This is a genomic window from Clostridium sp. LXY-7, assembly GCF_056172015.1.
Window position 1 is genome coordinate 58,373 of sequence record NZ_JBLLJL010000002.1, and the last position, 23,655, is coordinate 82,027.

Sequence of the window (23,655 nt, forward strand, 5' to 3'; positions counted from 1 at the left end):
GCTTTTATTATGTCTGAAAGCGAGGTGAATAAAGTGGATGGAACAAAAGAAATTAAGATTAAAGAAAATGTCGCATTAGGAGAATGTGCAACGGATGTAATAAAGGTACTTTCCAAACACGACATTTTACAAAATGAAGTTTCAAAGGTATTCGATATAGTTATTGAATGGTTAGGTTATAGTGTAATTACTGATGCTGTTCTTTGTTTTTTTCAAGATATTCAAGACCATCATAAGTAAGTCTGGTATCTTTACTGGCCTTATATCCAGAGAAACCATTTGCAAAACTGATACCTTTAATGTAATTTAGCTCAACTGCACGCTCTACAGCATCACGACATTCTTCTTCATCAATTTTAAAATCAAAGTCCTTAGGCTGTAACTTGCCATCACGAATGTTAAGCATGATTTTATACATTGCATCATTAAAATCTTTTGTTGATTTGAACATGAGTAGCACCTCCTTTCAACAAAATATTACCATATATGAGAGGGGTGTACAAACTATGAGTGTAAGTCTTAGCAATAAGGCTTTTTTATTTTGCTCTTTTTAGTATTTATGAGCCTAAACTGAAAGACCACAAGCAGGAGCCGACCTGTACAAAAGGCTAGTAGGAAAGGAGTAATAAAAATGGATTTAAAAGAACTTTTAGGAGAAGAACTTTACAATCAAGTAGTAGCAAAGGTAGGTGATAACAAATTAGATATCGTTAGCAATGGGAACTGGATTCCTAAAGATAAGTTCAATGCTGTAAATGAGCAGCTTAAAACTGCAAATACAACCATTGGAGATTTAAAGAAAAGTAATAAGGATAATGAAGAATTGCAAACCAAGGTAGGAGAATATGAAACCAAAGTCACTAATTATGAGAAGCAGATAAAAGATATGCAGTTTAATTATGCTTTAGAAGATGTTTTAAAAGGTGCAAATGTAAGAAACATAAAGGCTATGAAAGCACTATTAAACTTAGATAATATCAAGCTAGATGGTGAAAAGATATCAGGACTTACAGAACAATTAGAAGAGTTTAAGAAAAGTGATTCATACTTATTTGAGGAAGAACAACAGACAAAGTTCACAGGGATATCACCAACAGAAGGTAATAGAACACCTAAAGGTTACAACCCTTGGAAAGAAGAAACATTTAATTTAACGGAGCAAGGAAAGATATTTAAAGAAAATCCAGACTTAGCAAAACAATTAATGAATCAAGTAAACCAATAATAAAGGAGATGTATAAAACATGGCAGGAACAAAATTAAGTGATGTAATTGTACCAGAATTATTTAACCCTTATGTAATCAATAAGACAATGGAAAAGAGCTCATTAGTTCAAAGTGGTATTATAACAAATAATAGTGAGTTTGATGGATTGGCTTCACAAGCTGCACCTACAATTAATATGCCATTCTTTGAAGATTTAACAGGAGAATCAGAGCAAATAATTGAGGATTTAGACCTTGAAGCAAATAAGATTACATCAAATAAAGATGTAGCAGCTATTATAAGAAGAGCAAAAATGTGGAGTGCTACAGACTTATCAGCAGCATTAGCAGGTAAAGACCCAATGGCAGCTATAGGAAACTTAGTAAGTGGCTTTTGGACTAGAGATATGCAAAAGGAATTAATTGCAATTCTTAAAGGAATATTTGGAACAATTCCAGCAAGTGGAGAAAGTGGAGAAGCAATAACAAGACTTGCAAGTAATTTACTAGATATTTCTTCACTGAGTGGAAATGCTGCTAAATGGAGTGGAAGTGCTTTTGTAGATGCACAACAATGCTTAGGAGATGCTAAAGAGTTATTAACTGCTGTTGCTATGCACAGTGCTGTTGAGGCAACTTTAAGAAAGCAAAACTTATTAGATACTGTTAGACCATCAGATAGTCCAGCTTTTGATACTTATCAAGGTAAAAGAGTAATTATAGACGATGGATGTCCTTATGAAGGAAGTGGATCTAATATGACATTTACAACTTTCCTATTTGGACAAGGTGCTATTGCATTGGGAAATGGTAATCCGGTTGACTTTGTACCAACAGAAACAGACAGGGATAAAAAGAAAGGTTCAGGAGTTGATTATTTAATTAATAGAAAGACCTATATTTTACATCCAAGAGGGATTAAATTCACTAATGCTAATGTAGCTAAGACAGAAGGACCTTCAAGAGTAGAAATAGCGGACCCTCTAAATTGGGATAAAGTATATGAACCAAAACAAATTAGGATTGTGGCATTTAAGCACAAAATATAGGATGTGAGTTTATGACTCAATTGGAAAAATTAAAACAACTATTAGGTATAACCTTAGATGATAAGTCTAAGGATTTTTTATTAGAATTTACTTTAGAAAATATAGAAGAAACAATAAGAAACTATTGTAATATTGCTAAAATACCTAAGGAATTAGAGAATACAGTTTTAAGAATGGCAATGGATCTATACAGAAATGAGAGCATTGGAGAAGAAGAAAACTCTGTAGGCTCTGTTTCTTCTATAACAGAAGGAGATACAACTACAAGTTTCAGAAGTACCACCAGTGAAATTAAAGACACTCTAATTAAGGATTACAAGGTGCAACTTAATAAATATAGAAAGTTGGTTTGGTAACATGATTAAAGCTATTCAAAAGGCTAAAATCAAAGCTAGAAAAGCTATAGAGAGCCTTTATGATTGTACTTGCAATATAAGAGCCTATGGGAGATATAAAGACCCTACAACTAAGGAAACTAAGATGGGTATTAATCCAATTCCTAAGTATGAAAATCAACCTTGCAGAGTGTCTAAACAAAGCTTAAGTAAAAATAATCAGAGCGATACAGTGAATACGATAACGTATGAGCTTAAGATTTTTATAGCTCCAGAGGTAAATATAAAACAAGGTGATGAAATAGAAGTTACTAATGTATTAGGTGTAAAAAATAAATACTATGCTGGAGAAGGATTTCCTTATGATACCCACCAAGAAGTAATTTTAAGTAAAGAAGGTAGAGCTTAATGGGGAAGTTAGGTAGTTTTGATTGTGCCGAGTTTAAGAAGATGGCTAAGAGTTTCAGCAAAGCCCTTGATGAAAGAGTTATAGAAAGATGGATAAAAGAATTTCTATTAGAAATGGCATTTAGAGCTGAAAGAAAGATAAAAAAAAGAACTCCTGTGGGTGTTTATGCAGATAAGACAGGAGGACATTTAAGAAGAAACTGGCAAGTTGGAGAGGTAGTAAAACAAGGCAATGCTTATATAGTAGAGATATTCAATAATGTGGAATATGCAAGTTTTGTGAATAATGGACATAGAACTCGAAACCACAAAGGATGGGTTGAGGGGAGATTCATGGTTGAAATATCTATGCAAGAGATCGAAAGAGAGTTACCTAAGTTTTTAGAGAAAAAACAGGTAGAGCTATTAAATCAAATACTTAATGGTAGGTGATGTTGTGGCAAGTATAAATGATATAAAGATAGGAATTAACAATGTACTAGATAAAGAATTCCCCAATGTAAATATATATGGTGAAAAAATAAAGCAGGGTTTTGATGAACCTTGCTTTTTTGTTAAGAATTTAAGCTCAGGACAAAACAAAGAGCTTAATAGAAGGTATAAGAAAAATATATCTTTTGACATTCACTATTTTTCAGATAAAGATGATATAAACAGTGATTGTCTAGATATGGCTGATAAGCTCTATGATGTACTTGAATATGTACCTCTAAACAATGGGTTATATAGAGCTAACAACATGGCACATGAGGTTGTAGATGATGTTTTACATTTCTTCTTACAGTTTAATTTCCACGTATTGAAAGAAATCGAAGCAGCAGAGAAGATGAATAAATTAAAACAGAAAGTTGGTGTAAAGAATGGCTAAAGCAGCTAAAAAGGATAAGACCAATGATGAGATTAAAGAAATTAAGTTTAGTAAAGAGCAAATTATTAACTCTAATAAATTTGATTTAATTGAAAAGGATATGCTTAAAGCTTTATTAGAAGATAAGCAATACACCTTAGAAGAAGTTAATAAGATATTAGAGAATTTTAATAAAAAGGAGGTAACCCAAGATGGCAGGAGGGACATGGACGAAACAAAATAAAGTAAGACCAGGAGCATATATAAATTTTAAATCTAAAAAGAAGGACAGTGTTTTACTTGGAGAAAGAGGAGTGGTAACCATTCCAATGGCATTACCATGGGGACCAGAAAAACAGATTATAGAAATAGATAATCCTTACAGTTTAATTGATGTATTAGGAATAGATATAACAGACCCAAGCGCAAAGCTAATAAGAGAGGCACTCAAAAGAGCTACTACACTATTATTATATAGACTTAACAAAGGAACAAAGGCTACAGCTATATTAGGAGAGTTAAATATAGAGGCTAAGCATAGTGGTTCTAAAGGAAATAACATAAGAGTTATAATCCAAAATAATATAGATAATAGCTCTACATTTGATGTTATAACCATGTTAGGTGATGTACAAGTTGATAAACAAAGTTCTATAGGGACTGTAGAGAATCTAAAAGATAATCAATTTGTTACTTTTGGTGATAGTGGGAACTTAGCAGCTACTGCAGGAGTAAATCTTACAGGAGGGGAAGATGGAACTGTTACTAATCAAGACTATACAGATTATCTAACAACTATAGAGCTATATAACTTTAATACCATGGGTATTCCAACAAAAGATAAAAGTATTAAAGCTATAGCTACAAACTTTATAACACGTCTTAGAGAGAATGAAGGTAAAAAGGTACAAGTAGTATTAGAGAACTATCCAGAGGCAGATTATGAAGGAGTTATAAGCGTTAAAAATGGAGTAATTTTAAAGGATGGTTTAATAACCGCAGAGGAATCGGTAGCATTTGTTGCTGGAGCTACTGCGGGTGCTAATGTTAATAAATCTAATACTTATTCTATATATGATGGAGCTGTAGATGTAGACCAAAGATATACAAATAAAGAAATAGAAGATGCATTAAAAAATGGTGAGATTATATTTACTATAAATAATTCTAAAGTAGTTATAGAGCAGGATATAAATACTCTTACTACCTTTACAGATGAAAAGAATAAAGCATTTAGTAAAAATAGAGTAATAAGAACATTGGATACAGTAAATAATGATACAAAATTATTGTGGGAAGAAAGATATACAGGACAAGTTGATAACAATGTAGATGGAAGAAATTTATTTAAGAAAGATGTAATAAAACATTTAGAAACATTGCAAGGTATAAATGCGTTAGAGAATGTTATTCCAGATGATGTTGTAATAGAGAAGGGTAATGATACTGATGCAGTTATGGCTATAATCGGAGTGCAACCAGTAGATTCTATGGAAAAATTATATATGTCTGTGGAGGTGCGATAGATGGGATTTTTAAAAGCTGGAGATACAATAAGCGGTCAAGAGGCTAGAGCTTATGCAACTATAAACGGGAGAAATGAAGAGCTTTTTTATGTAAAGAAGATTGAGGGTAAAGTAGAGAAGCAAAAGACAGAAGTGAAAACTCTTGGTAAAAGAGGAGCGCAGAATAAAGCCACTGGGTGGAAAGGGTCCGGAAGTATGACCATTTATTATATTACATCAATTTTTAGAGAATTAATGGTTAGATATATGAAAGATGGGATTGATACTTATTTTGATATTTCCCTAACTAATGAGGACCCTACGAGCAGTGTTGGTAGACAAACAGTAGTCTTAAAAGATTGTAATCTAGATGAAGCAATAATAGCTCTGCTTGATGTTGATAGTGAAGTATTAGAAGAGGACATGAGTTTTACATTTGAAGATGTAGACTTACTAGATAAATTTAACAAGCCAGTATTAGGATAATAGGAGGAATTAATTATGAGTCAATTTGAAGATTTTTTAATGGATAGTTTTGATGAGGTATTAGAAGTAGAAAGAGAAATAACTATGGGTGGAAGAAAAAGAAAGATGAAGTTTAAGCCTATATCTTCAGTCTTGGGGGATGAATTAAGAAAGAAATGTAGAAAGGTTACTTTTGTTAAAGGTCAAAAGATAATGGAAACAGATCAAGATAGGTATGTTACTAATTTAATAATAGAAACTACAACATACCCAGATTTGAAAAATGCAGAGTTCCAAAAGTCGTGGGGAGTAATGGGAGCAGAACAACTTTTGGATTGTATGAAAGCTAAAATGAGTGATGGAGAATACTCCGAATGGAGCTCAGTAGTTAGTGAAGTAAATGGATATAACAGGACCATGGAGGAACTAGTAGACGAAGCAAAAAACTAATAAAGGAGGGTGATGGTGAAGCTACATATGCACACTATGCCCTCCATAAGCTTAAAATACTCCCCAGCACATTAGCAAATATGTCTAGACAAGAGAAAGCCTTTATTTACGCTTCTATAGATTTACATGTAGAGAGTGAAAAGAAATCTTTAAGCAAGATAAAAAAATAGGAGGTAATAATTGAGTTATTAACGAATATTTGTTAATATTAAAATAATTAAATGGGGGGTGTTATTGTGGGGTTATTTTCTAAGAAGAAAAAGAATATAAATGGAGAACTAGACAAATTTGACCTTAGACATATAATAGGATTAGAAATACCAGAAAAAATGCACTGTAAAGTTACTGTATACAGTGATAAATTGGTTATTGAATCTGGAGATAAGGAATATAGATTGAAAATAGAAAAAATACATTCAGTGGATTTTGATATGGATATAGACATAGAAAAATATACAAAATCAAGCATGGTAAAAGGTGTAGTTGGAGCAGCTACATTGAGAGTATCAGGTGCAATTATTGGATCAGCACCGAATACAAAAGAAGAGAGAAAAGTTACTAGCAAAGCTATTATAAGTTATGAGAATAGTTCTGAAGATATTGCATACATGATATTTGAAGATTTTCAAGCAAACGCAGTAAAAGGAGCAGCTAGTTTAGTAGACACATTGAGACCAATAGTAAGAAAACGAGAAGAAAAAAAGAAAATTGAATTATAGGATATAAAAGCACCTTTCTAAAGGTGCTTTTATTATGTCCAGAATTGAGGTGATAGTATGGCTACAGTAGCAACTTCGTTAAAAATGTTTGACCAAATGACTGGACCTCTTCAACAAATTACACAAGCGCTGAATTTAACTATATCAGCAATGGATCAAATGAGTAATTCAGCAAATAAGGATATTAAAATTACTAGTACATTAAATGCAGCTAAAGGAGCAATACAGAGGGCTAATGCGGGACTGCAAGAACTAGCTAGTTCTCAAGATAAAGCAACTAAAGAGCAAAACGAGTTAAATAATTCATTTGAAAGAGGTACTCAATCCGCAGGTGGATTAACAGGAAAGGTTAAGGGACTCCTAGGAACTTATTTAGGTTTTCGAGCTGCTAAAGAGGGCATAAATGCTACAATAGGGGGTGCTATGAAAGCTCAACAACAATTATTCACCATACAAGGTATTATGAGTAATAAAGATGTTGGTACAGCTTATTTTGGCAACCTTCAAAAGGAAGCAAATGATAGTGTATTTGCATTTGAAGATTTTGCTGGGAATGCTAGAAAGTTTATGCAATTTACTAAGAATACAAACAGTCTTGATAAATTAGCAAACCTTTCAGAAAGATTAACACTTATGGACCCAACCCAAGGGCTAGAGGGTGCTGGATTTGCACTTAAAGAAATGATGAGCGGAGATGGAGTATCTTTAAAAGAGAGGTTTGGGTTTGGTAAAGCAGATATAGAAATTCTCAAAGCCTCTAAAAGTATGGATGAATTTATAGGTAAATTTGACACTCTTCTTAATCAAAAAGGATTTACTGAATCAATGCTAGAGCAATATAATCAATCTGCAGCAGCTCAATTTGATAATTTTAAATCTAACTTTAAAACCGCAATGGCACAGGCTGGTAACGGAGCTTTAGAGATATTAGCACCAGTATTTACACAACTAAATGAGGCTTTTTCTGATGGTAGTTTTCAATCATTTTTTAATGGGTTATCTAATGGATTAACAACAGTTGTTAATGCCGGACTATGGCTATTCAATATAATACAATCTATAGGAAGCGGGATACAAAGTAATTGGGGTATTATAGGGCCAATACTAGCTGGAGCTATAGGAGCAATCATTACATTTAAAGGAGCAATGATTGCTTATAATATAGTGCAAGGAATATCTAAAGGGATTCAGCTTGCTTCTGCAATTGCAACAGCAATTCATACAAAAGCAACATTAGCAGATACAAATGCAAAAGCAGCAAATACAGCTGCACAGTGGGGGTTAAATACAGCATTATTAGCTTGTCCTTTAGTTTGGATAATAATTATTATAATAGCAGTTATAGCAGCAATAATTGCGTGGTCAGCTCACACTTATGGACTTCAAGCAACATGGCTTATGATTACAAATGTTTTAATTACTGCCTGGGATGTACTTAAGATTAGTGCGTTCATGATGGTATACGGAATAATGAATATGTGGGATTCTTTATGTGTTGCATGTTATCAGTTATCTGTAAATATTCAAAATGCACTAGGGAATATGAAGGCTGGAGGGCTTATGATACTACAGAACTTTGTTAATGGTGCAATAGATCTGATAAATGATTTAATAAACATGGTTAATAAAATTCCAGGTGTTAGTATTGAAGCTGTAAGTAAAGTGACATTCGGAACTGAAGCTATGGCAGAAAACGAAGCCGAAAAGGCAGGTAGGAATAAAGATTTAGCTGCTTATATGTCGCAAAAAGATGCGGCAAAGAAAGCAAGAGAAGATAGTTTAAAGAATATGTTTAATGAGGCAGGCGCAGATTTAGCGAAAAGACAAGCCAATATAGCAGCCGCAAAGACAGCTCATGCTAATGGTTCAGAGGATAAATTTAATTTAAATAATATATTAGGTGGAGCAGGTCCAGATTTAAATAAGTGGAATGAATCACAAGGACCGGGTTCATTGTCTAATTCACTAGATGATTTAAATAAATCATCTAAAGGCTCAAAAAACCATCTTAAGAATATAGATGACAATATGAGTGCTTCAAATGAACATTTAGAAATGCTTAGAGATTTAGCTGAACAGGATAGTATACAAAACTTTGTAACTCTAACACCTACAGTACAAGTTACAACAGGAGATATTAAAGAAGAGGCTGACATTAACAAAATAATAGGTAAAATAGAAAGTTACATGGAAACACAATTAGTTAGTAGTGCGGAGGGGGTATATGCTTAATGGCTTATAAAATATATTTAGGATTAGACAGTGGGGAGGAAGGCTTTAACATCCCAGTATTACCTGAAAAAATAGAGGTAAGTGAATCAGGCAATAATAAAACCACTGAGGTGATAAATCTAGGTGAAGTAAATATAATAAATAAACCAAAACTTAGAGATATATCCTTTGAAAGCTTTTTCCCTAAAAATAGAGGACCATACGTAAGTTCGGAACAATTATTTGAACCGAGCTTTTATGTTTCTATAATAAAAAAGTGGAGAGATGAATGTAAGTATATAAGATTGATATTAGTAGGAAGTCCATTAGAGATAAATGATTTATACTCTATAGAGGACTTTAAATATGAGGAACATGGTGGAGAAGTTGGAGACATTTATTATTCAATAGAGTTAAAAAGATATGTATTGTATTCAGCTAAAAAGATAGAGATAGTTGAGAAGAAAGCAACTCAACAGGTAGTTAAAAGTTCCACACCTCCAAGACCTGCGACAAGTAAACCCAATGTAAAATCCCATACAGTAGTTAAGGGAGATACCCTTTGGGCTATATCTAAGAAGTATTTAGGTAACGGAAGCAGATATAAAGAAATTGCAAAGTTAAATAATATAAAAAATCCTAACTTAATATATCCAGGACAAGTTTTTAAGATTCCATAGGTGGTGGTTAAGTGCAAATACAATTACTTTTAGATAATAAAAATGGGAATGTATTTAATATAAGTGATCTAGTTGGAGAAGTAACTTGGAAGACTTCTAGAAAAGGCAAGGCTGGGAGCTTGGATATTGAAATAATTAAAGATAAGCAAGTAAATATAAATAATGGTGATGTAATTAGTTTTAAAGTAGATAACAACAATGTTTTTTATGGATATGTATTTGAGAATGGTGGATCTAAAGACCATGTTGTGAAAGTAGCAGCCTATGACCAAATTAGATATTTGCTTTACAACGATACCTATGTATTTACTAATAAAAAAGCTAGCCAAATAATATCCCAAATAGTTAAGGATATAGGGTTAAAGGTTGGAACTATAGAAGATACAAAGTATGTAATTCCTTCTCTTTTAGAGGATGATAAAAAGATTTTAGATATATTTTATAGTTCCTTAGAAAAGACTTTAATGAGTACAAAACAAACTTATGTCCTTTATGATGATTTTGGCTCTATATGCTTAAAAAACATAAATAATATGAGGCAAACTGTTGTTATAAGTGATGATAATAATTTAGGTGACTATGATTGGAAAAATAGTATAGATTCCGACACTTACAACAGAGTTAAAATAGTTAGGGACAATAAAGACACTAAAGGTAGAGATGTCTATATAGAACAGGATAGTAACAGTATAGCTAAATGGGGAAGACTACAGTATTTCTATAAAGCAGATGAAAAAATGAATAAGGCACAAATACAAGAAATGTGCAAAGCAACTTTAAAACTTAAGAATAGAGAAACTAAAACATTAAAATTAAAAGATGTAGTAAGTACAGATATTAAAGAAGATTTAAAGTTAAGAGCTGGATCCGGTGTATATGTAGAAATAAAAGAAAAAGGTATAAAACAGTATTACCTTATAGAAGATGCTACTCATAAGTTCTCTAATGGTAATCTTGTTATGGATTTTGATTTAAAGGTGGTGTAAGTATGGGAATGATAGACATTATAAAACAGGCAGGAGTAGATGCTGTAGGAGCAAGCAACCCTGTAAATATTGCATTTGGAGAGGTTATTAATTTTAATGCTACTAAAGTAGATAAAACTATTAATTATCCATGTTTTCTATATGTTCCAACCAAATGCACTATAAAAATAGAACAGAAACTTATTCTTTCAGAGGTGTTTTTCATAATACCAGAGAATTTAATCAGATATGAAATTGATTTATCTCATAACCATAAATATATAGATGAAAAGTGCTCTGGAGGAATGACAGAGGTTGGCTCACATGAAAAAGCCACTGAAAAGGAATTGAAAGAGGTAGTAGTAATTAGAGAAGGATTAAAGGTTGGAGATAAGGTGTTACTTTTAAGAGTACAAGGTGGACAACAATATGTAATCCTTGATAAGGTGGTGTGATATGAGTATATTACCACAAGGAGCAATAATAAATAATGTTGATGTTATCGAAGAATCAATTCAACCTACAAAAACATATAGAATAAAAGATGGAAGGGTTGTAGGTTTTTGTGATGATATTGAAGCACTTAAACAAGCAATAACCTTAATTCTAAACACAGAAAGATATGAGTATCTTATCTACTCTTGGAATTATGGAAGTGAGCTTAAAGGCATAATAGGAATAGATAAAGACATAGCAGAAAGTGAATTTAAAAGAAGAGTTAGAGAAGCATTAATACAAGATGATAGGATAAATAATGTAGATAATTTTACATTTGAATATGAAAAAGACAGTGTTTTAGCAAGATTCACTGTCTTTTCTATTTATGGAGATTTTGAAGCAAGTAAGGAGGTGCTATAAATGTTTGAAATGAACACAGAAGAATTTATTTTAAAAAGAATGATGGATAAAGTACCGAATGAGATAGATAAAAGAGAAGGTTCTATAATTTATAATGCCCTAGCACCAGCAGCTCAAGAGCTAGCAAGAATGTATTCAGATATGGATAGGTTCTTAGAATACACTTTTGCAAGTCCTAACATGCCAGAGGAATTTTTAGATTTAAAAGTAGCAGAAGAAGGACTTAAAAGAGAACAGCCTACACCTTCCATAAAGAAAGGATATTTTTATAATCAAGATAATACTTTAATGGACATTCCTTTAAACAGTAGATTCTCCATAGAAGATTTTAACTTTATGGCCATAGAAAAAATATCTATTGGAATATATAAAATGCAATGTGAAGCTACAGGTACAGAAGGAAATTCTATAACAGGATCATTAATACCTATAGAATATATAGAAGGGTTATCTACTGCCACCCTAGGGGAATTATTAATACCAGGTGAAGATATAGAAACAAATGAAAGCCTTTATGCTAGGTATTTAGAACACCTAAACGAGAAGCCATTTGGAGGGAATATAGCTGATTATAAAATTAATACTAGAGCTATAGAAGGTGTTGGAGAAATAAAAATATTCCCTATATGGAATGGTGGGGGAACTGTAAAAATAGTATTTTTAGATAGTTCATATAATGTTCCTACTGCAGAACTTATAGATAAAGTACAGACAGAATTAGATCCAGTGCAAAATCAAGGTGAAGGTTTAGGAATAGCTCCAGTTGGACATGTAGTCACTGTGTCAGGTGCTAAAGATATAGAAATAACTATAGATACTAAACTTGTGTTAAGAAGAGATGTTACTATAGGTCAAGTTCAAGAAGATATAGAGAGCGTTATTAAAGAATACCTATTACAGTTAAGGAAACAATGGCCTGAGGAAGAAAATACAATAGTTAGAATAAGTCAAATTGAAGCAAAGATTTTAAATGTAGAGGGCATTGCTGACTTATTTAATACTAAGATAAATGGGAAGGAAGAAAACTTAGCTCTAGGAGCCGAGGAAGTCCCAATTTTGAAAGAGGTGGTATTAAGTGAGAAAACCACTAATTGAATTTTTACCACCTGATATAGCTGAAATAGAGGAATTTAAAACTATAATGGCTACAGAAGATATTGAGTTGGAAAGTATAGAAATCAATCAAAAGAGAATTTTAAATGAGGCTTTTATTGATACTGCTACAGAGTATGGGGTTAAAAAATGTGAAGCTTTATACAAAATAAGAGCAGATGCTTTAAATGAGAGTTTAGAATTTAGAAAGCTAAGATTGAAAAATAGGAAGATGGATAAGGTGCCATTTACCTATAATTTTCTTAAATATAAGCTAGAGAGTTTATTTGGAAAAGATAATTATAAAATAGAGTTAGAAAATGATATTTATACTTTAAAAGTTGAAGTTTATACATTTGATTGGAATACTTTCAATGAAATAACTGATAATTTCAGAGATATAATTCCATGTAATATGATTTTAGAATCTTTAATGGTAAGTGAATTAAAGTCAGGTCTATTATTACAAACAGATTTTAGAAAACATGAAATTCTATACAACATGTGTGGAACATTTGCTTGTGGAACAAGACCACATATATCCACGGAAGGTCTTACATTTAGTGAAAATCTAAATATAACCACAAATAATAGCAATATAAATCAAAAATACAATTTAACTGGTACATTTAACGCAGGAGGTGAAACACTAGCATGATAACAAGCGAAGGTATTAATTTAATATCCAGTTCTATTTTAGATTTAGTAGGTCATGGCGAGTTAAGTATCGGAGAAGAATCTAAGAGGGTAGAGCTATATAAAACAACAATAGAAGATAACTATTTGAAAATATACTTATTGTTAGATGATACGATAGCTGGAGAAATTAAAAATATAAAATTAATAAGTAAGTCAGGGGTAGTTCTTATGGATCGAGCAGAAATATTGCAGAAGGGAACTAGTAAGGGCTTACTTATTATTTTTAGTCTTAGAATAAGCGAGGTGGAAGGGTAATGAATGAAACCTATCAAAGAATATATTTTAGAGATCATATTTCAGAAAGACCTCTTACATTTAGGCAGCAGGTTAACAAAGATGGCACTGTAACATTAATACCCCAAGAAGGAAAAATTCTACAGGATGGTACTCCTGTTAATGCTAGAAATCTAAACTACATGGATGAAAATATCTATATCAACCGTCAGCATATAATATCAAATGCAGATAAAATTGGAGCACTAGAAGTTGAAGTAGGCATCCTTAAGGATGCGGTGTTCAACGATATCACCGATAACATCTTTGTGGAAAACTTGAATAATCTTGATGCACTGATACTGTCAGACGGTGTTTACAATCAAGAAATGAAAATGATTTACGTATAAAGGAGTGATTTAAATGGCTACAGAGTATTTAGGCAAGGTTAGAATGGGAACTATAATTGTAAAGGATAAGAATGGAGCAAATTACATTGATTACCCTTTCAGACCTTGGGTAACTAGTAATTTCCCTTCCGGTTTACCTAATAAGGGTTATGGGGATATAAAAGCTTATGTTAGGGGTGACTCAAATGACTATGTGTCGTTTGGACCTACACCCCCCGGTACTGCTAGTTCATGGAATATGTATTGGTATAAAATTAAAAATGCCGAAAATAAAACTATTTATATATGTGATAAGGTAATTTTAAGCAATATATCTTGGGGGGATTTAAACTCACTTGGTGTTGTAAAGGGTAAAGAGGTATCTATAGACGGTAAGAAATATAAATGTAGGTTATTGACTTACACCGAATACCGAAGGTATATAGCAATGAAGGACGGAGACATAGTGGGACTTCCTAAACCTAACAGTACAGATTTAAATTCAACTATGACATATGCCCAACAAGAGGGAGCACATAATCAATTTTGGAATTGGTGGGGTGTATATACGTTTGATAGTGATTTAAATTCAAATGATGTCTCAGCTTGTTATCATGGTTATACAAGACCTGACCATTACAGTTTAGTAGATAAAACTTATTATTCCACTAGTGCGGGATGGAGACCAGTGTTGGAAGAAATAAACCAACCACCTACAATATCAGGCAAAGATGAAAATTTAGGGAATAAAAGCAGTGGTTTTAGTATAACTTATCAAGTATCAGACCCTGACGGTGACAGCTTGACAGTAAATGAATACCTAGACAACAATAAAATTAAAGGAATAACAAATGCCCCTCAAAATCAACAACTAACAGTCACTATAACTGATGAACAAATCCGTGCTATGGCTAATGATTCAAATCATACTATTGCTATACAAGTGTACGACTCTAATTTTAATTACTCAAATAGATACTACTATTTCAAAAAAGTAAACACAGCACCACAAATCGTTACGGATGTTACACCACCGAATGGGAACTTAGGAAATTTAACAGAACCACCAAAGGTAAAATATTCCGTTCATGATGTAGAAGGGAACAAAGTAACGGTAACAGAAGCAATTGTAGGCTTGGGAGCAAAAACGCTAAGAACCTATACTGCTATATTAGGAGAAGAGAATGTATTGACCATATCACAAGAAGAGTGGATTAAGTTAAATAATACAGATTACTATGTTATAAGGATTACTGCTACGGATGATGCGGGTGGAACAAGTGACAAGAGTTATGGATTTCGTAGGGTATCTAACAAAATAGACCTTAAACTTAAATCACCTTTTAAAACAGATGCAAAACCTAATCGAATTATGGTATCAGCTACAAGAGATGTACCAAATGGGGCAACTATGAAGGTAGAAGCTTGTAACAATGCCTACGACGGATTAAACATTAAAGAGGTAAGAGGTAAGACCTTTTTGAACCTCAATCAAGCAGACACAAAGCAACTAGCATTTGTAACTAATAATAGAATATACTCTTGGAGTTTCTTAGGAATTGGAGTTAGAACGTTGCAAGGTTCATATACTATATGCAACCTAACTCATAAGAAAATAAAGACTAATGTCAAAAAAGATGTAACACATAACCAAGTCAGGGAAATAACATTAGAGCCTTTTAGCAAAATTTTGGCAACCTTAAACGCTGATGAATACTTTTCGTATTTAGATGGTTATTATGCGGATGGTTGGACAAGTTCAGATTCTGACAGATATCTTTTGCAGACATCAGTCCTATTACTTGAGGGGGATTATACAAACAAGCAAACCCCTACAGTATTTTTTACAAGCTTTAAGAGTATAGGTGAGTTTGGTGATGGTTCTTTAGGTTTAAAAGTAAAGTCTGACACAAAGGAAGATAAAGCTTATATGACAATTAAGCAACCGTTAAGAGGGTTAGAAGGTGCATATGATACTTTTGAAGAGCAGAAAATAGCTACTTCAAGGTTGAGTTTAGAGACATTTGACAGATATGAACCATCTATACCAAACCAAAATAACTCTGCTGTAGCTATACTAAAACCAGCTAACAAAGCCAAAGGAATGACTACTGTTATAAACGCTATAAGCAATAGATATCCAACAGTTACAAGTACTGTGTTTAACACATTTGATTCGGATTGTTTCACTATAACCTCAAATGGTACAATAATGATTCGCATAAGTAATTTTAATACTAAAATAGAGCCTACAGATACTGAACAAGTAAAAACAGATAAACTTAAGAATTTCTTCACTAGTACAGGTAGACCTGACCATCCTGACCCTTGGTTAATTTACTATGAAAGAGAAACACCACTAAAAAATAAAGTTTCTTATCCTAAAGTACTAGAACAGTATGATACAAGTAAATTTATTATAGAGAGTGAAATAATTCCCGAAGTGGATATATCGTACCAAAGTGCAACAGGCAAGAAATCTATCACAGTTACAGAAGCTTCCACAACGTTGACAGATGCAACCAATGTTGCTCCAACTTGGGAAGATGTTACAAACTCTGTGGAAACAAATAGACATCACAACTTCTCAAACACAACTAAAGTTAACGACGATTGGGGTGTAAATATACGCTTCAATTTCGATAAAGTAACAGCAACAAAACAAGTAAGCCTAAAAGGTTTTGGAGGTGCATTCGATTAATGAAGATTATAGCAGAGAAGCCTTTATCAGAGATAAGGGAAGGAAAGAAAGAGCAGAATGAGATACAACTAGTAGATATCTACGAAATATTATTAGAAATTGATAGTAGAATGACTGCTGTTGAAAATAAATTAAATGGAGGTACAAAATAATGAAACAATGGAAAGTGAAAGCGTATGCAGTATTAATAAAGGCTGAGAGATGGGATTTAGAGCCTACGGAAGGAAGTACAAAAGATGTGGTTCCAGAGGATTATAGATTGGCAGTAGCAGAGTATTTAGTAGCTGGAGTATAACATCATAGATTATAAGGACGAATTAATTAAATAATTTTAGAAGGCAGAATAGGGACTAGAGATAGTCTTTTTATTTTGCCTATTTTTGTGAATGGAGGATTGAAAATTATGAGTAGAAAGAAATTATATACTATGTATATTGAAGAAAATATTGGAGAGGTAGCTCACTTTCATACGGAATTTAATTTAGATGGATTAATTTCAGATGAGGATCTAGAGGATTTACTTACAGATGAAGATTTACGACAAATGCATGACATGGCATTAAATATATGTAAAAGAGTGAATAAGAAAAATGGATTGTATGAATTAAGAGTGCTAGATATTAAAGATATGTAATCTTATCTTAAACTAGAAGTTATAAAGTTCTAAATTTAATATTTTATGTAATATTTTGTATGATATAATATTTGTAACTTGGACAATAACTTCTAGGAGGATGGTTAATGAACTTAGTAAAAATTAAGGAACTTGAAGATTTAAAAACAGAATTAGACGAATTAGAAAATCAATATGATAACTTATTTAGAGTAAAGAAAAGTGCTTATGTTTATAATGCACATGATGAGTTTAAAGAGTTTTTCACAAATCAAGGGTTTACTATTAGAGAAACTAATGATGATATAGAAGCAATTTATGGAGGAGCTAGTGTGAAAATAAAAAAGGCTAATCCACAGGAATTTTATTTTGGAGCATATTCAGCTTGGGAAATTCAATGTGAAATAGATAAATCACAATATAGAGTTCTATTAAATGAGTTAGGAAAATATCGTGGAATCAATGTAACATGTGGAACATCTGAAAAACTTACAGAAGAAGAAAGAATGGATAAGGATATTCAAGGAACCAAAGAAAAAATAGTGGATACGAAAAAGAGTATTGAGGAATTTAGTAACTTTAAATTAGGGTATGGATTAATAAAAAAAGGCGAAGAAACTTTTAATGATAGATATCCTCAGTTTGAAAGTATGAGAGAATTATTAGAAAGCATATTTAAATAATAAATATAATAATATATTGTCCAAGTAAAGATATAGCAAAAATGCTATATCTTTTTATTTAGACTTAAAAAGAGGTGTAATATGGATGAACTAGTAAAACATCAATTAGAAACTCATGAGAAAAGAATCAATAATCATTCGGAAAGATTAGATAGATTAGAGCAAGAGCAAAGTGAGTTTAGAGCCAATATAGGAAATTTAATTCAGAAGGTAGATAGCTTAATAAACACTTTAAAATGGCTTATAGGACTTGTGGGTTCAGGACTTATAGGCTTTTTCTTTTATATGCTACAAAGAATATTGGAAAGGTAGGTAAAAAATTATGGATTTAATAAAATTTGTTCCTGAGCAGTTACTTATATTAGTGGCTGCTCTTTATGTTATTGGGATATTTCTAAAAAATACTTCTAAGGTTGCGGATTGGGTTATACCATGGGTTCTTTTAATTGTAGGTACAATTGGGGCTTTATTAATAGAGGGGGTTAGTGGGTTAGCCTTTATAGAAGGTATTATATGTGCTGGGGTTGCAGTGCTTACAAATCAACTTATAAAACAGAGTACAACTAAAAGAGAATAGGAGAGTGATTACATGAAAAGAGTTGTAGATCCACCACTAAGATTTATAGATCCACCACAAGCATAGGTAGAATTAGCTGCATTTTTTATTTTTATGAGAAGAATATGGGGTCTCGAGCGCAATTTGTGCAAAAGTAACGCTAAGAAAATTAGACTTCCATAAATTACAGTATATATATAAACTTATTTCAAAATATAATTAAGAATATTTCCAACTAGTAAAAAAAACACAAATATTCCGTATACAATACCAGAAACTGTCTTTTTATCTTTCATACAAATCCCTCCAATATTAATTAACTAAGATATTTATTATACGATATTAAAGAAAGCATTTAGATTTATATAGTTACACTATATTAAAATTATTTTAATATCATATTATAACATTATTTTTTATAATAGTACAAAGTCAGAAACAGGAGAACTTGAAAGTAAATCTCAAAAGGAGAGTGAAGTATAAATGAAAATAGGAATTGATATGGGTCATACCCTAAGGGGAAAGGGAACAGGAGCACGAGGAATAAAAAATGAAACAGATTTAAATAGACCTTTGGGTAAATTAGTTATATCTAAATTACAGCAATTAGGTCATACAGTAGTAAACTGTACAATAGACGAATCTAATAATAGCCTAAATGATATATGTAGAATTGCAAATAATGCTAAAGTTGATTTATTTGTATCAATACATTTTAATTGTGGTGGTGGTAGAGGCGTAGAAGTCCTAACATATAATAGTAATTCTACAATAGCTAATCAATATGCGCGGAAAATAGTAGATGAAATAGCTAAGCTAGGATATGCAAATAGAGGGATAAAATATAGACCTGACTTATGTGTACTAAATTCAACTAAAATGGATGCACTTTTAATAGAATGTGCTTTTATTGACTCCAAAGAGGATATGGATAGATACAATGTTGAATCTATGGCTAATGCTATTGTAAAAAGGATAACAGGAAAAACTATAGTTAATGAGCCCACAATAGATACAGTAGTTATAATTAATAACTCCACAGATGAACTGGCTGCTAAATACTTAAATAGAGCCTTTGATTGGGGTATATTAATGCCACATCAATATGCTATAGGAACAGCTAGAAGAGTTGTTGGTGTTGGTGGAGGAGCTTGTAAAGAGGTTAAATGTGATGTAGAAATTATAGGAGTAGATGCTTATGATACATGTAAAAAGGTTATGGAGTATATAATAGAGAATAAGAAATAAAGTCTTATATAAATATACTGGAATATATCTTTTAAAAGGCACTTGAGGAGTTAGGTGTCTTTCTCTATTATTTAATATATTTAACATGAGAATATATTTCCAAATATGTTTTGAAATATTTGATAATAATCAAAAAATATCAATTAATTTGTAGGAATATATTTGTTGATTTGTATTAATATGAAACTATATAATGATATTTGTAATTAATGAAATTTTAATAATTTAATAATGGGGGATAAAAAATGAAAAAGAAATTAAGATTAATGTTAGCATGCATGTTAATGTGTATTTTTACTTTAAGTTTAGGTAATGTTAGAGAAGTTTATGCTGCAGAAAGTGGAAATGATTATGTTATCGGTGTAAATAACTTAAATAATACTCCAGAAAATAGCGCTAAAGTAGGAGGTGAACTTAGGCTACCTGAAAAAGGCTGGAAAAGATATGATGATACTAATAGTAATTTTATCTTTCCTAATGGCGTTACAAGACAAATGGATTCAATTAGATATAATAAAACTGCATCATGGTCTAAAATTGTACAATTTAACTTTTATGGTACAAAAATAAGATATATAGGATTTAAATATAATTTAGGGACTGTAAATATAAAGGTGACTATAGATAATTCGATTGAAGAGTATTTTTCTCAAAATCAAGGATCTGGTAGTGTAAATCAATGTGTGAATTATGAAAAAACTGGATTAGAATTAAAGGAACATTTTGTGAAAATTGAAATAATCACTGAAGATTATTCAATGCTATTAGACGGAATTGATATAGATGAAAATGGTGAATTAAAGCCATATAATGAAATACCAGCAACTAATAATTCAAGTATATCATTAGATAAATCCTCAATTGATTTAAAAGTTGGACAAACTGATAAATTAATAGCTACAGTATTACCTGATGAGGCTGTAAATAAGAATGTAACATGGACTTCAAGTGATGCAAACATAGCTACAGTAGATGAAAATGGAAATGTTACAGCAATAAAAGAAGGACAAGCAACTATAACAGCCACAATAGAAGGAACAGACATAAAAGCTGATTGCATAGTTACAGTTACAAAGAAAGAAACTCCAGTAGATCCAGAGGAACCAACAGGAGATGGAAACTTATATATAGAAATGGTAGATGGAAATATAAAACAAGGCAAAGACATTGATGTAAATAACTTTATTAAATGGTTTAAGAGTAGAGATTTAGATAAGACAGAAAATCCAATATACAAAATAAAAAATGCAAAAGGAAATGTTGAATATTTAGTACATGATAAAATAGTTGGGTTTGAAATAAGATAATATGAATAGGAAATAGATTAGAGCCATGGATTACACTTAGATGTGTGTTACATGGCTTTTTCATTTTTTGTAAAAAGAGGGAATGTAAAATATTTGTAGAAATATAAAGGTTTAGAGGTCAGAATCAACTATCATACAAGGAGGATATAATATGGAATATGTATTAAGCAATGAGGATCTTCATATGCTAAAATCACTAGGAGTGGATGTGATCGATGAAAAGAGGAATTATTGGTTCATTAGAACTCAAGGTGGCTCATATTATGATGATTTCATTAATGAGAATTTTATTGGTATTGAATGGGACAAAGTAAGTGATAAATCTTTTATAGAAAATAGTACCGAAGAGAATATCAAATCAGAAGTAAAGAGATGTTATCCTGATACAGATAAACCGGGATATGTAGCAGCACAAATAATCAAATTTACTAACTCTATGAAAAAAGGTGATATTGTTTTAATACCTAATGAGGGATCAAAATGGATTTCTTTTGGAGAATTAGTTACGGATGATATTTATGTAATTGAACAAGATGAAGAAGATTTTCAAGCTATTTTGGATCAATTTTATGATGAAGTAGATAAAAAGGAAGAAAAGCCTGTATTAAAGAAAAGAAGAGAAGTTAAGTGGATAAAACAAGTAAAAAGAACTGAATTAGACCCATATTTATATAATATAATTTATTCTCATAATGCAATAGTTGATGCAAATCCGTATAAATTGTTTATAGACAGAACTTTATCACAATTTTATATTAAGGGAGAGGAAGCTTACTACACATATAGAGTAAATAAAAAAAGAAATGTTCCATATGTAGATGTATTAAAATTTTTAAATAATAATTATGAATTGATAAATTATATAAATAATTATTATCCCAATTTAAAAATAGAAGAGGAAAATTTGGTATTAAAAATTAATGTTCAATCAAAAGGGCCTGTACAACTTAAAGGGGCAATTAAAGATGTATTAATAATAGGTTTAGTAATTGGTGCAATAGTTGGAACAAACATGAAATTTAAAATATTAGGTTTTGAATATGATTTGGAAACTAAAGGATTACCCAACTTATTAAATTCAATAAAGGAAATTATGGTAGTTATGGATAAAAATGACCAACAAGATGATGAAAAAAAGGAATTGCAGAATATAATAGATAAACTTGAGGAAGATAAAAGAAGATTAGAATTGAAATTACCAAGCGAAAATGCGAATATATCTACCTTAGATACAAATGAACCATGCATAACTGAATAATAATTTATAAAAGCTCTATGATATATATCATAGAGCTTTTATAAATATATTGAGTTTAAAGTAACAAAATTTAATATAAATAAAGCACTTAAAGCAATACTAAATATGTCATCTAAATATAATATATTTAAAATAGTAATTTTATTTAGTCTAAATAATTTACATATAGTAAATTTAAAGATGAAATAACATAGTGCAAAGATAATCATGAACGAACCACATTTACTTAATAAATTTAGAATAATTTGCAAACTCATTATGAATGCCTCCTTTAGTTTAATTATAATTAATTGTCAAATAAATGCAATGATTTAATTAGTATATTATATTCATTTATCATTAAATTTTGCTCAAAATCTCTGACTTTCATACAAGTTCTCAATTTGACTAATTTACAAAACATTATATAATAGAAAAGTTCATAAAAATACTGGAGGATAACTATATGTCTAAGAAAAAGATATTAATTATCCTTGTTATTACACTAATATTATTAATATTGAATACTAGAATTGTATATTAACAAGGGGGAAGGCCTTAAATTGAGGCTGACCTCTGGATGAAAAATAATATATTAAATTAAAGTTATATACCACAGGTTCAATGAGCTTGTGGTTATTTTTTTATTGGAGTAGAATTATAAAATTTAAATCAAATAAAATATTAAAATATAAAATAATTATTGTATATGTATAGATATTTTGCTAATAATAAAGAGTTAATTACTTTAAATACATAAAATAAAAGTATATAGAGAATCATAAAATTAAAATTTAATATAAAGGAGGTATTGATATGAGGGTTGATTTTAAAGACTTTCTTGAATTAATAGCAATAATAATGTTTTTAGTGCTGCTATTAAAAATATTTTAAAGTTTTTAAAGCAATGTCTGGGGAAAGTGTGATCAAAGGAGGTGCATGATAAATGTACTTCCCCCCCTTAGATATTATCAGCATCATATTAATGAAAAATAATATATTAAAATCATAATTATTTTAGAGAGTATAAAAATATAAAATAATTATCATAATATATTGATTTAACTCCTATAATATAAAAATAGGTAGAGTCACCTAATATGACATCTACCTATTTGTTTTTAATAATAAACAAAATATTAAACAAAACTAAAGCCATAAACTCTAATTAAAGGGTTCATGGCTTCTTATCTTTTGAAGAACGGTGAATAACGACATT

Annotated in this window: 32 protein-coding genes; 31 read left to right on the forward strand and 1 reads right to left on the reverse strand. The window is 31.0% G+C overall.

The genetic code is table 11. From position 1 onward, the window contains the following. Positions 1 to 9 precede the first annotated feature (9 nt). Complete coding sequence (locus ACI48Q_RS07255; protein WP_474918412.1) at positions 10 to 240, forward strand: hypothetical protein; 231 nt, start codon at positions 10 to 12, stop codon at positions 238 to 240. On the opposite strand, the gene ACI48Q_RS07260 is transcribed toward ACI48Q_RS07255, so the two are convergent. Further along, positions 188 to 451, reverse strand: a complete 264-nt coding sequence (locus ACI48Q_RS07260) for a YjcQ family protein (protein ID WP_474918413.1) — start codon at positions 449 to 451, stop codon at positions 188 to 190. The genes ACI48Q_RS07255 and ACI48Q_RS07260 overlap by 53 nt on opposite strands. A gap of 180 nt (positions 452 to 631) precedes the next feature. Between ACI48Q_RS07260 and ACI48Q_RS07265 the strand changes: the two genes are divergently transcribed. From ACI48Q_RS07265 to ACI48Q_RS07410, 30 genes are all read left to right on the forward strand, one after another. Beyond that, positions 632 to 1,225: a phage scaffolding protein gene (locus ACI48Q_RS07265; RefSeq protein WP_474918414.1), complete on the forward strand. Its 594-nt coding sequence runs from the start codon at positions 632 to 634 to the stop codon at positions 1,223 to 1,225. 19 nt (positions 1,226 to 1,244) lie between these two features. Then, the gene (locus ACI48Q_RS07270) at positions 1,245 to 2,255 is read left to right on the forward strand and encodes a major capsid protein (RefSeq protein WP_474918415.1); all 1,011 of its coding nucleotides are present in this window, start codon (positions 1,245 to 1,247) and stop codon (positions 2,253 to 2,255) included. 11 nt (positions 2,256 to 2,266) lie between these two features. Next, positions 2,267 to 2,611 (forward strand): phage head-tail connector protein, encoded by a 345-nt coding sequence (locus ACI48Q_RS07275; RefSeq protein WP_474918416.1) that lies wholly within the window; start codon positions 2,267 to 2,269, stop codon positions 2,609 to 2,611. A 1-nt stretch (position 2,612) separates the two neighbouring features. Continuing rightward, the gene (locus tag ACI48Q_RS07280) at positions 2,613 to 2,999 is read left to right on the forward strand and encodes a hypothetical protein (protein ID WP_474918417.1); all 387 of its coding nucleotides are present in this window, start codon (positions 2,613 to 2,615) and stop codon (positions 2,997 to 2,999) included. After that, on the forward strand, positions 2,999 to 3,430 hold the full coding sequence (locus ACI48Q_RS07285; protein ID WP_474918418.1) for an HK97 gp10 family phage protein: 432 nt from the start codon (positions 2,999 to 3,001) through the stop codon (positions 3,428 to 3,430). Before ACI48Q_RS07280 ends, ACI48Q_RS07285 begins: the two co-directional genes overlap by 1 nt. 4 nt (positions 3,431 to 3,434) lie before the next feature. Further along, positions 3,435 to 3,866: a phage tail terminator family protein gene (locus ACI48Q_RS07290; RefSeq protein WP_474918419.1), complete on the forward strand. Its 432-nt coding sequence runs from the start codon at positions 3,435 to 3,437 to the stop codon at positions 3,864 to 3,866. Beyond that, positions 3,859 to 4,089, forward strand: a complete 231-nt coding sequence (locus ACI48Q_RS07295) for a hypothetical protein (RefSeq protein ID WP_474918420.1) — start codon at positions 3,859 to 3,861, stop codon at positions 4,087 to 4,089. Before ACI48Q_RS07290 ends, ACI48Q_RS07295 begins: the two co-directional genes overlap by 8 nt. Beyond that, positions 4,058 to 5,371: a phage tail sheath family protein gene (locus tag ACI48Q_RS07300; protein ID WP_474918421.1), complete on the forward strand. Its 1,314-nt coding sequence runs from the start codon at positions 4,058 to 4,060 to the stop codon at positions 5,369 to 5,371. Before ACI48Q_RS07295 ends, ACI48Q_RS07300 begins: the two co-directional genes overlap by 32 nt. Beyond that, complete coding sequence (locus tag ACI48Q_RS07305) at positions 5,372 to 5,836, forward strand: phage tail tube protein (RefSeq protein WP_474918422.1); 465 nt, start codon at positions 5,372 to 5,374, stop codon at positions 5,834 to 5,836. A gap of 15 nt (positions 5,837 to 5,851) precedes the next feature. Continuing rightward, complete coding sequence (locus ACI48Q_RS07310) at positions 5,852 to 6,265, forward strand: phage tail assembly chaperone (RefSeq protein WP_474918423.1); 414 nt, start codon at positions 5,852 to 5,854, stop codon at positions 6,263 to 6,265. A 236-nt stretch (positions 6,266 to 6,501) separates the two neighbouring features. Continuing rightward, a complete protein-coding gene (locus tag ACI48Q_RS07315; protein WP_474918424.1) occupies positions 6,502 to 6,984 on the forward strand; it encodes a hypothetical protein in 483 nt (160 codons plus the stop codon). Positions 6,985 to 7,041: 57 nt separating this feature from the next. Continuing rightward, the gene (locus tag ACI48Q_RS07320; protein WP_474918425.1) at positions 7,042 to 9,216 is read left to right on the forward strand and encodes a hypothetical protein; all 2,175 of its coding nucleotides are present in this window, start codon (positions 7,042 to 7,044) and stop codon (positions 9,214 to 9,216) included. After that, positions 9,216 to 9,875, forward strand: a complete 660-nt coding sequence (locus ACI48Q_RS07325; RefSeq protein ID WP_474918426.1) for a LysM peptidoglycan-binding domain-containing protein — start codon at positions 9,216 to 9,218, stop codon at positions 9,873 to 9,875. Before ACI48Q_RS07320 ends, ACI48Q_RS07325 begins: the two co-directional genes overlap by 1 nt. A gap of 11 nt (positions 9,876 to 9,886) precedes the next feature. After that, positions 9,887 to 10,861 carry an XkdQ/YqbQ family protein gene (locus ACI48Q_RS07330; RefSeq protein WP_474918427.1) on the forward strand — a complete coding sequence of 325 codons (975 nt, stop codon included), beginning with the start codon at positions 9,887 to 9,889 and terminating at the stop codon, positions 10,859 to 10,861. A 2-nt stretch (positions 10,862 to 10,863) separates the two neighbouring features. Further along, positions 10,864 to 11,295 (forward strand): DUF2577 domain-containing protein, encoded by a 432-nt coding sequence (locus ACI48Q_RS07335; RefSeq protein ID WP_474918428.1) that lies wholly within the window; start codon positions 10,864 to 10,866, stop codon positions 11,293 to 11,295. A 1-nt stretch (position 11,296) separates the two neighbouring features. Continuing rightward, on the forward strand, positions 11,297 to 11,698 hold the full coding sequence (locus tag ACI48Q_RS07340; protein WP_474918429.1) for a DUF2634 domain-containing protein: 402 nt from the start codon (positions 11,297 to 11,299) through the stop codon (positions 11,696 to 11,698). Next, on the forward strand, positions 11,699 to 12,793 hold the full coding sequence (locus ACI48Q_RS07345) for a baseplate J/gp47 family protein (protein ID WP_474918430.1): 1,095 nt from the start codon (positions 11,699 to 11,701) through the stop codon (positions 12,791 to 12,793). Then, entirely contained in the window at positions 12,774 to 13,448 is a 675-nt protein-coding gene (locus ACI48Q_RS07350; RefSeq protein WP_474918431.1) for a putative phage tail protein, read from the forward strand. Before ACI48Q_RS07345 ends, ACI48Q_RS07350 begins: the two co-directional genes overlap by 20 nt. After that, positions 13,445 to 13,744, forward strand: coding sequence for a hypothetical protein (locus ACI48Q_RS07355; RefSeq protein ID WP_474918432.1), 300 nt, complete (start codon positions 13,445 to 13,447; stop codon positions 13,742 to 13,744). The genes ACI48Q_RS07350 and ACI48Q_RS07355 overlap by 4 nt, the downstream gene beginning before the upstream one ends. Next, on the forward strand, positions 13,744 to 14,112 hold the full coding sequence (locus ACI48Q_RS07360) for a hypothetical protein (protein WP_474918433.1): 369 nt from the start codon (positions 13,744 to 13,746) through the stop codon (positions 14,110 to 14,112). The genes ACI48Q_RS07355 and ACI48Q_RS07360 overlap by 1 nt, the downstream gene beginning before the upstream one ends. Positions 14,113 to 14,125: 13 nt before the next feature. Then, positions 14,126 to 16,792 carry a hypothetical protein gene (locus tag ACI48Q_RS07365; RefSeq protein WP_474918434.1) on the forward strand — a complete coding sequence of 889 codons (2,667 nt, stop codon included), beginning with the start codon at positions 14,126 to 14,128 and terminating at the stop codon, positions 16,790 to 16,792. Then, positions 16,792 to 16,944, forward strand: a complete 153-nt coding sequence (locus ACI48Q_RS07370) for a hypothetical protein (protein WP_474918435.1) — start codon at positions 16,792 to 16,794, stop codon at positions 16,942 to 16,944. The genes ACI48Q_RS07365 and ACI48Q_RS07370 overlap by 1 nt, the downstream gene beginning before the upstream one ends. Further along, entirely contained in the window at positions 16,944 to 17,087 is a 144-nt protein-coding gene (locus ACI48Q_RS07375; RefSeq protein ID WP_474918436.1) for a CD1375 family protein, read from the forward strand. Before ACI48Q_RS07370 ends, ACI48Q_RS07375 begins: the two co-directional genes overlap by 1 nt. A 108-nt stretch (positions 17,088 to 17,195) precedes the next feature. Then, on the forward strand, positions 17,196 to 17,426 hold the full coding sequence (locus tag ACI48Q_RS07380) for a hypothetical protein (RefSeq protein ID WP_474918437.1): 231 nt from the start codon (positions 17,196 to 17,198) through the stop codon (positions 17,424 to 17,426). Between the two features lie 107 nt (positions 17,427 to 17,533). Then, entirely contained in the window at positions 17,534 to 18,088 is a 555-nt protein-coding gene (locus tag ACI48Q_RS07385) for a hypothetical protein (RefSeq protein ID WP_474918438.1), read from the forward strand. A gap of 81 nt (positions 18,089 to 18,169) precedes the next feature. Next, on the forward strand, positions 18,170 to 18,400 hold the full coding sequence (locus ACI48Q_RS07390) for a hemolysin XhlA family protein (RefSeq protein WP_474918439.1): 231 nt from the start codon (positions 18,170 to 18,172) through the stop codon (positions 18,398 to 18,400). A 10-nt stretch (positions 18,401 to 18,410) separates the two neighbouring features. After that, entirely contained in the window at positions 18,411 to 18,665 is a 255-nt protein-coding gene (locus tag ACI48Q_RS07395) for a phage holin family protein (protein ID WP_474918440.1), read from the forward strand. A gap of 462 nt (positions 18,666 to 19,127) precedes the next feature. Further along, positions 19,128 to 19,892, forward strand: a complete 765-nt coding sequence (locus ACI48Q_RS07400) for an N-acetylmuramoyl-L-alanine amidase (RefSeq protein WP_474918441.1) — start codon at positions 19,128 to 19,130, stop codon at positions 19,890 to 19,892. Between the two features lie 245 nt (positions 19,893 to 20,137). After that, a complete protein-coding gene (locus ACI48Q_RS07405; protein ID WP_474918442.1) occupies positions 20,138 to 21,199 on the forward strand; it encodes an Ig-like domain-containing protein in 1,062 nt (353 codons plus the stop codon). 151 nt (positions 21,200 to 21,350) lie between these two features. Beyond that, a complete protein-coding gene (locus ACI48Q_RS07410; RefSeq protein ID WP_474918443.1) occupies positions 21,351 to 22,457 on the forward strand; it encodes a hypothetical protein in 1,107 nt (368 codons plus the stop codon). Positions 22,458 to 23,655 lie beyond the last annotated feature (1,198 nt).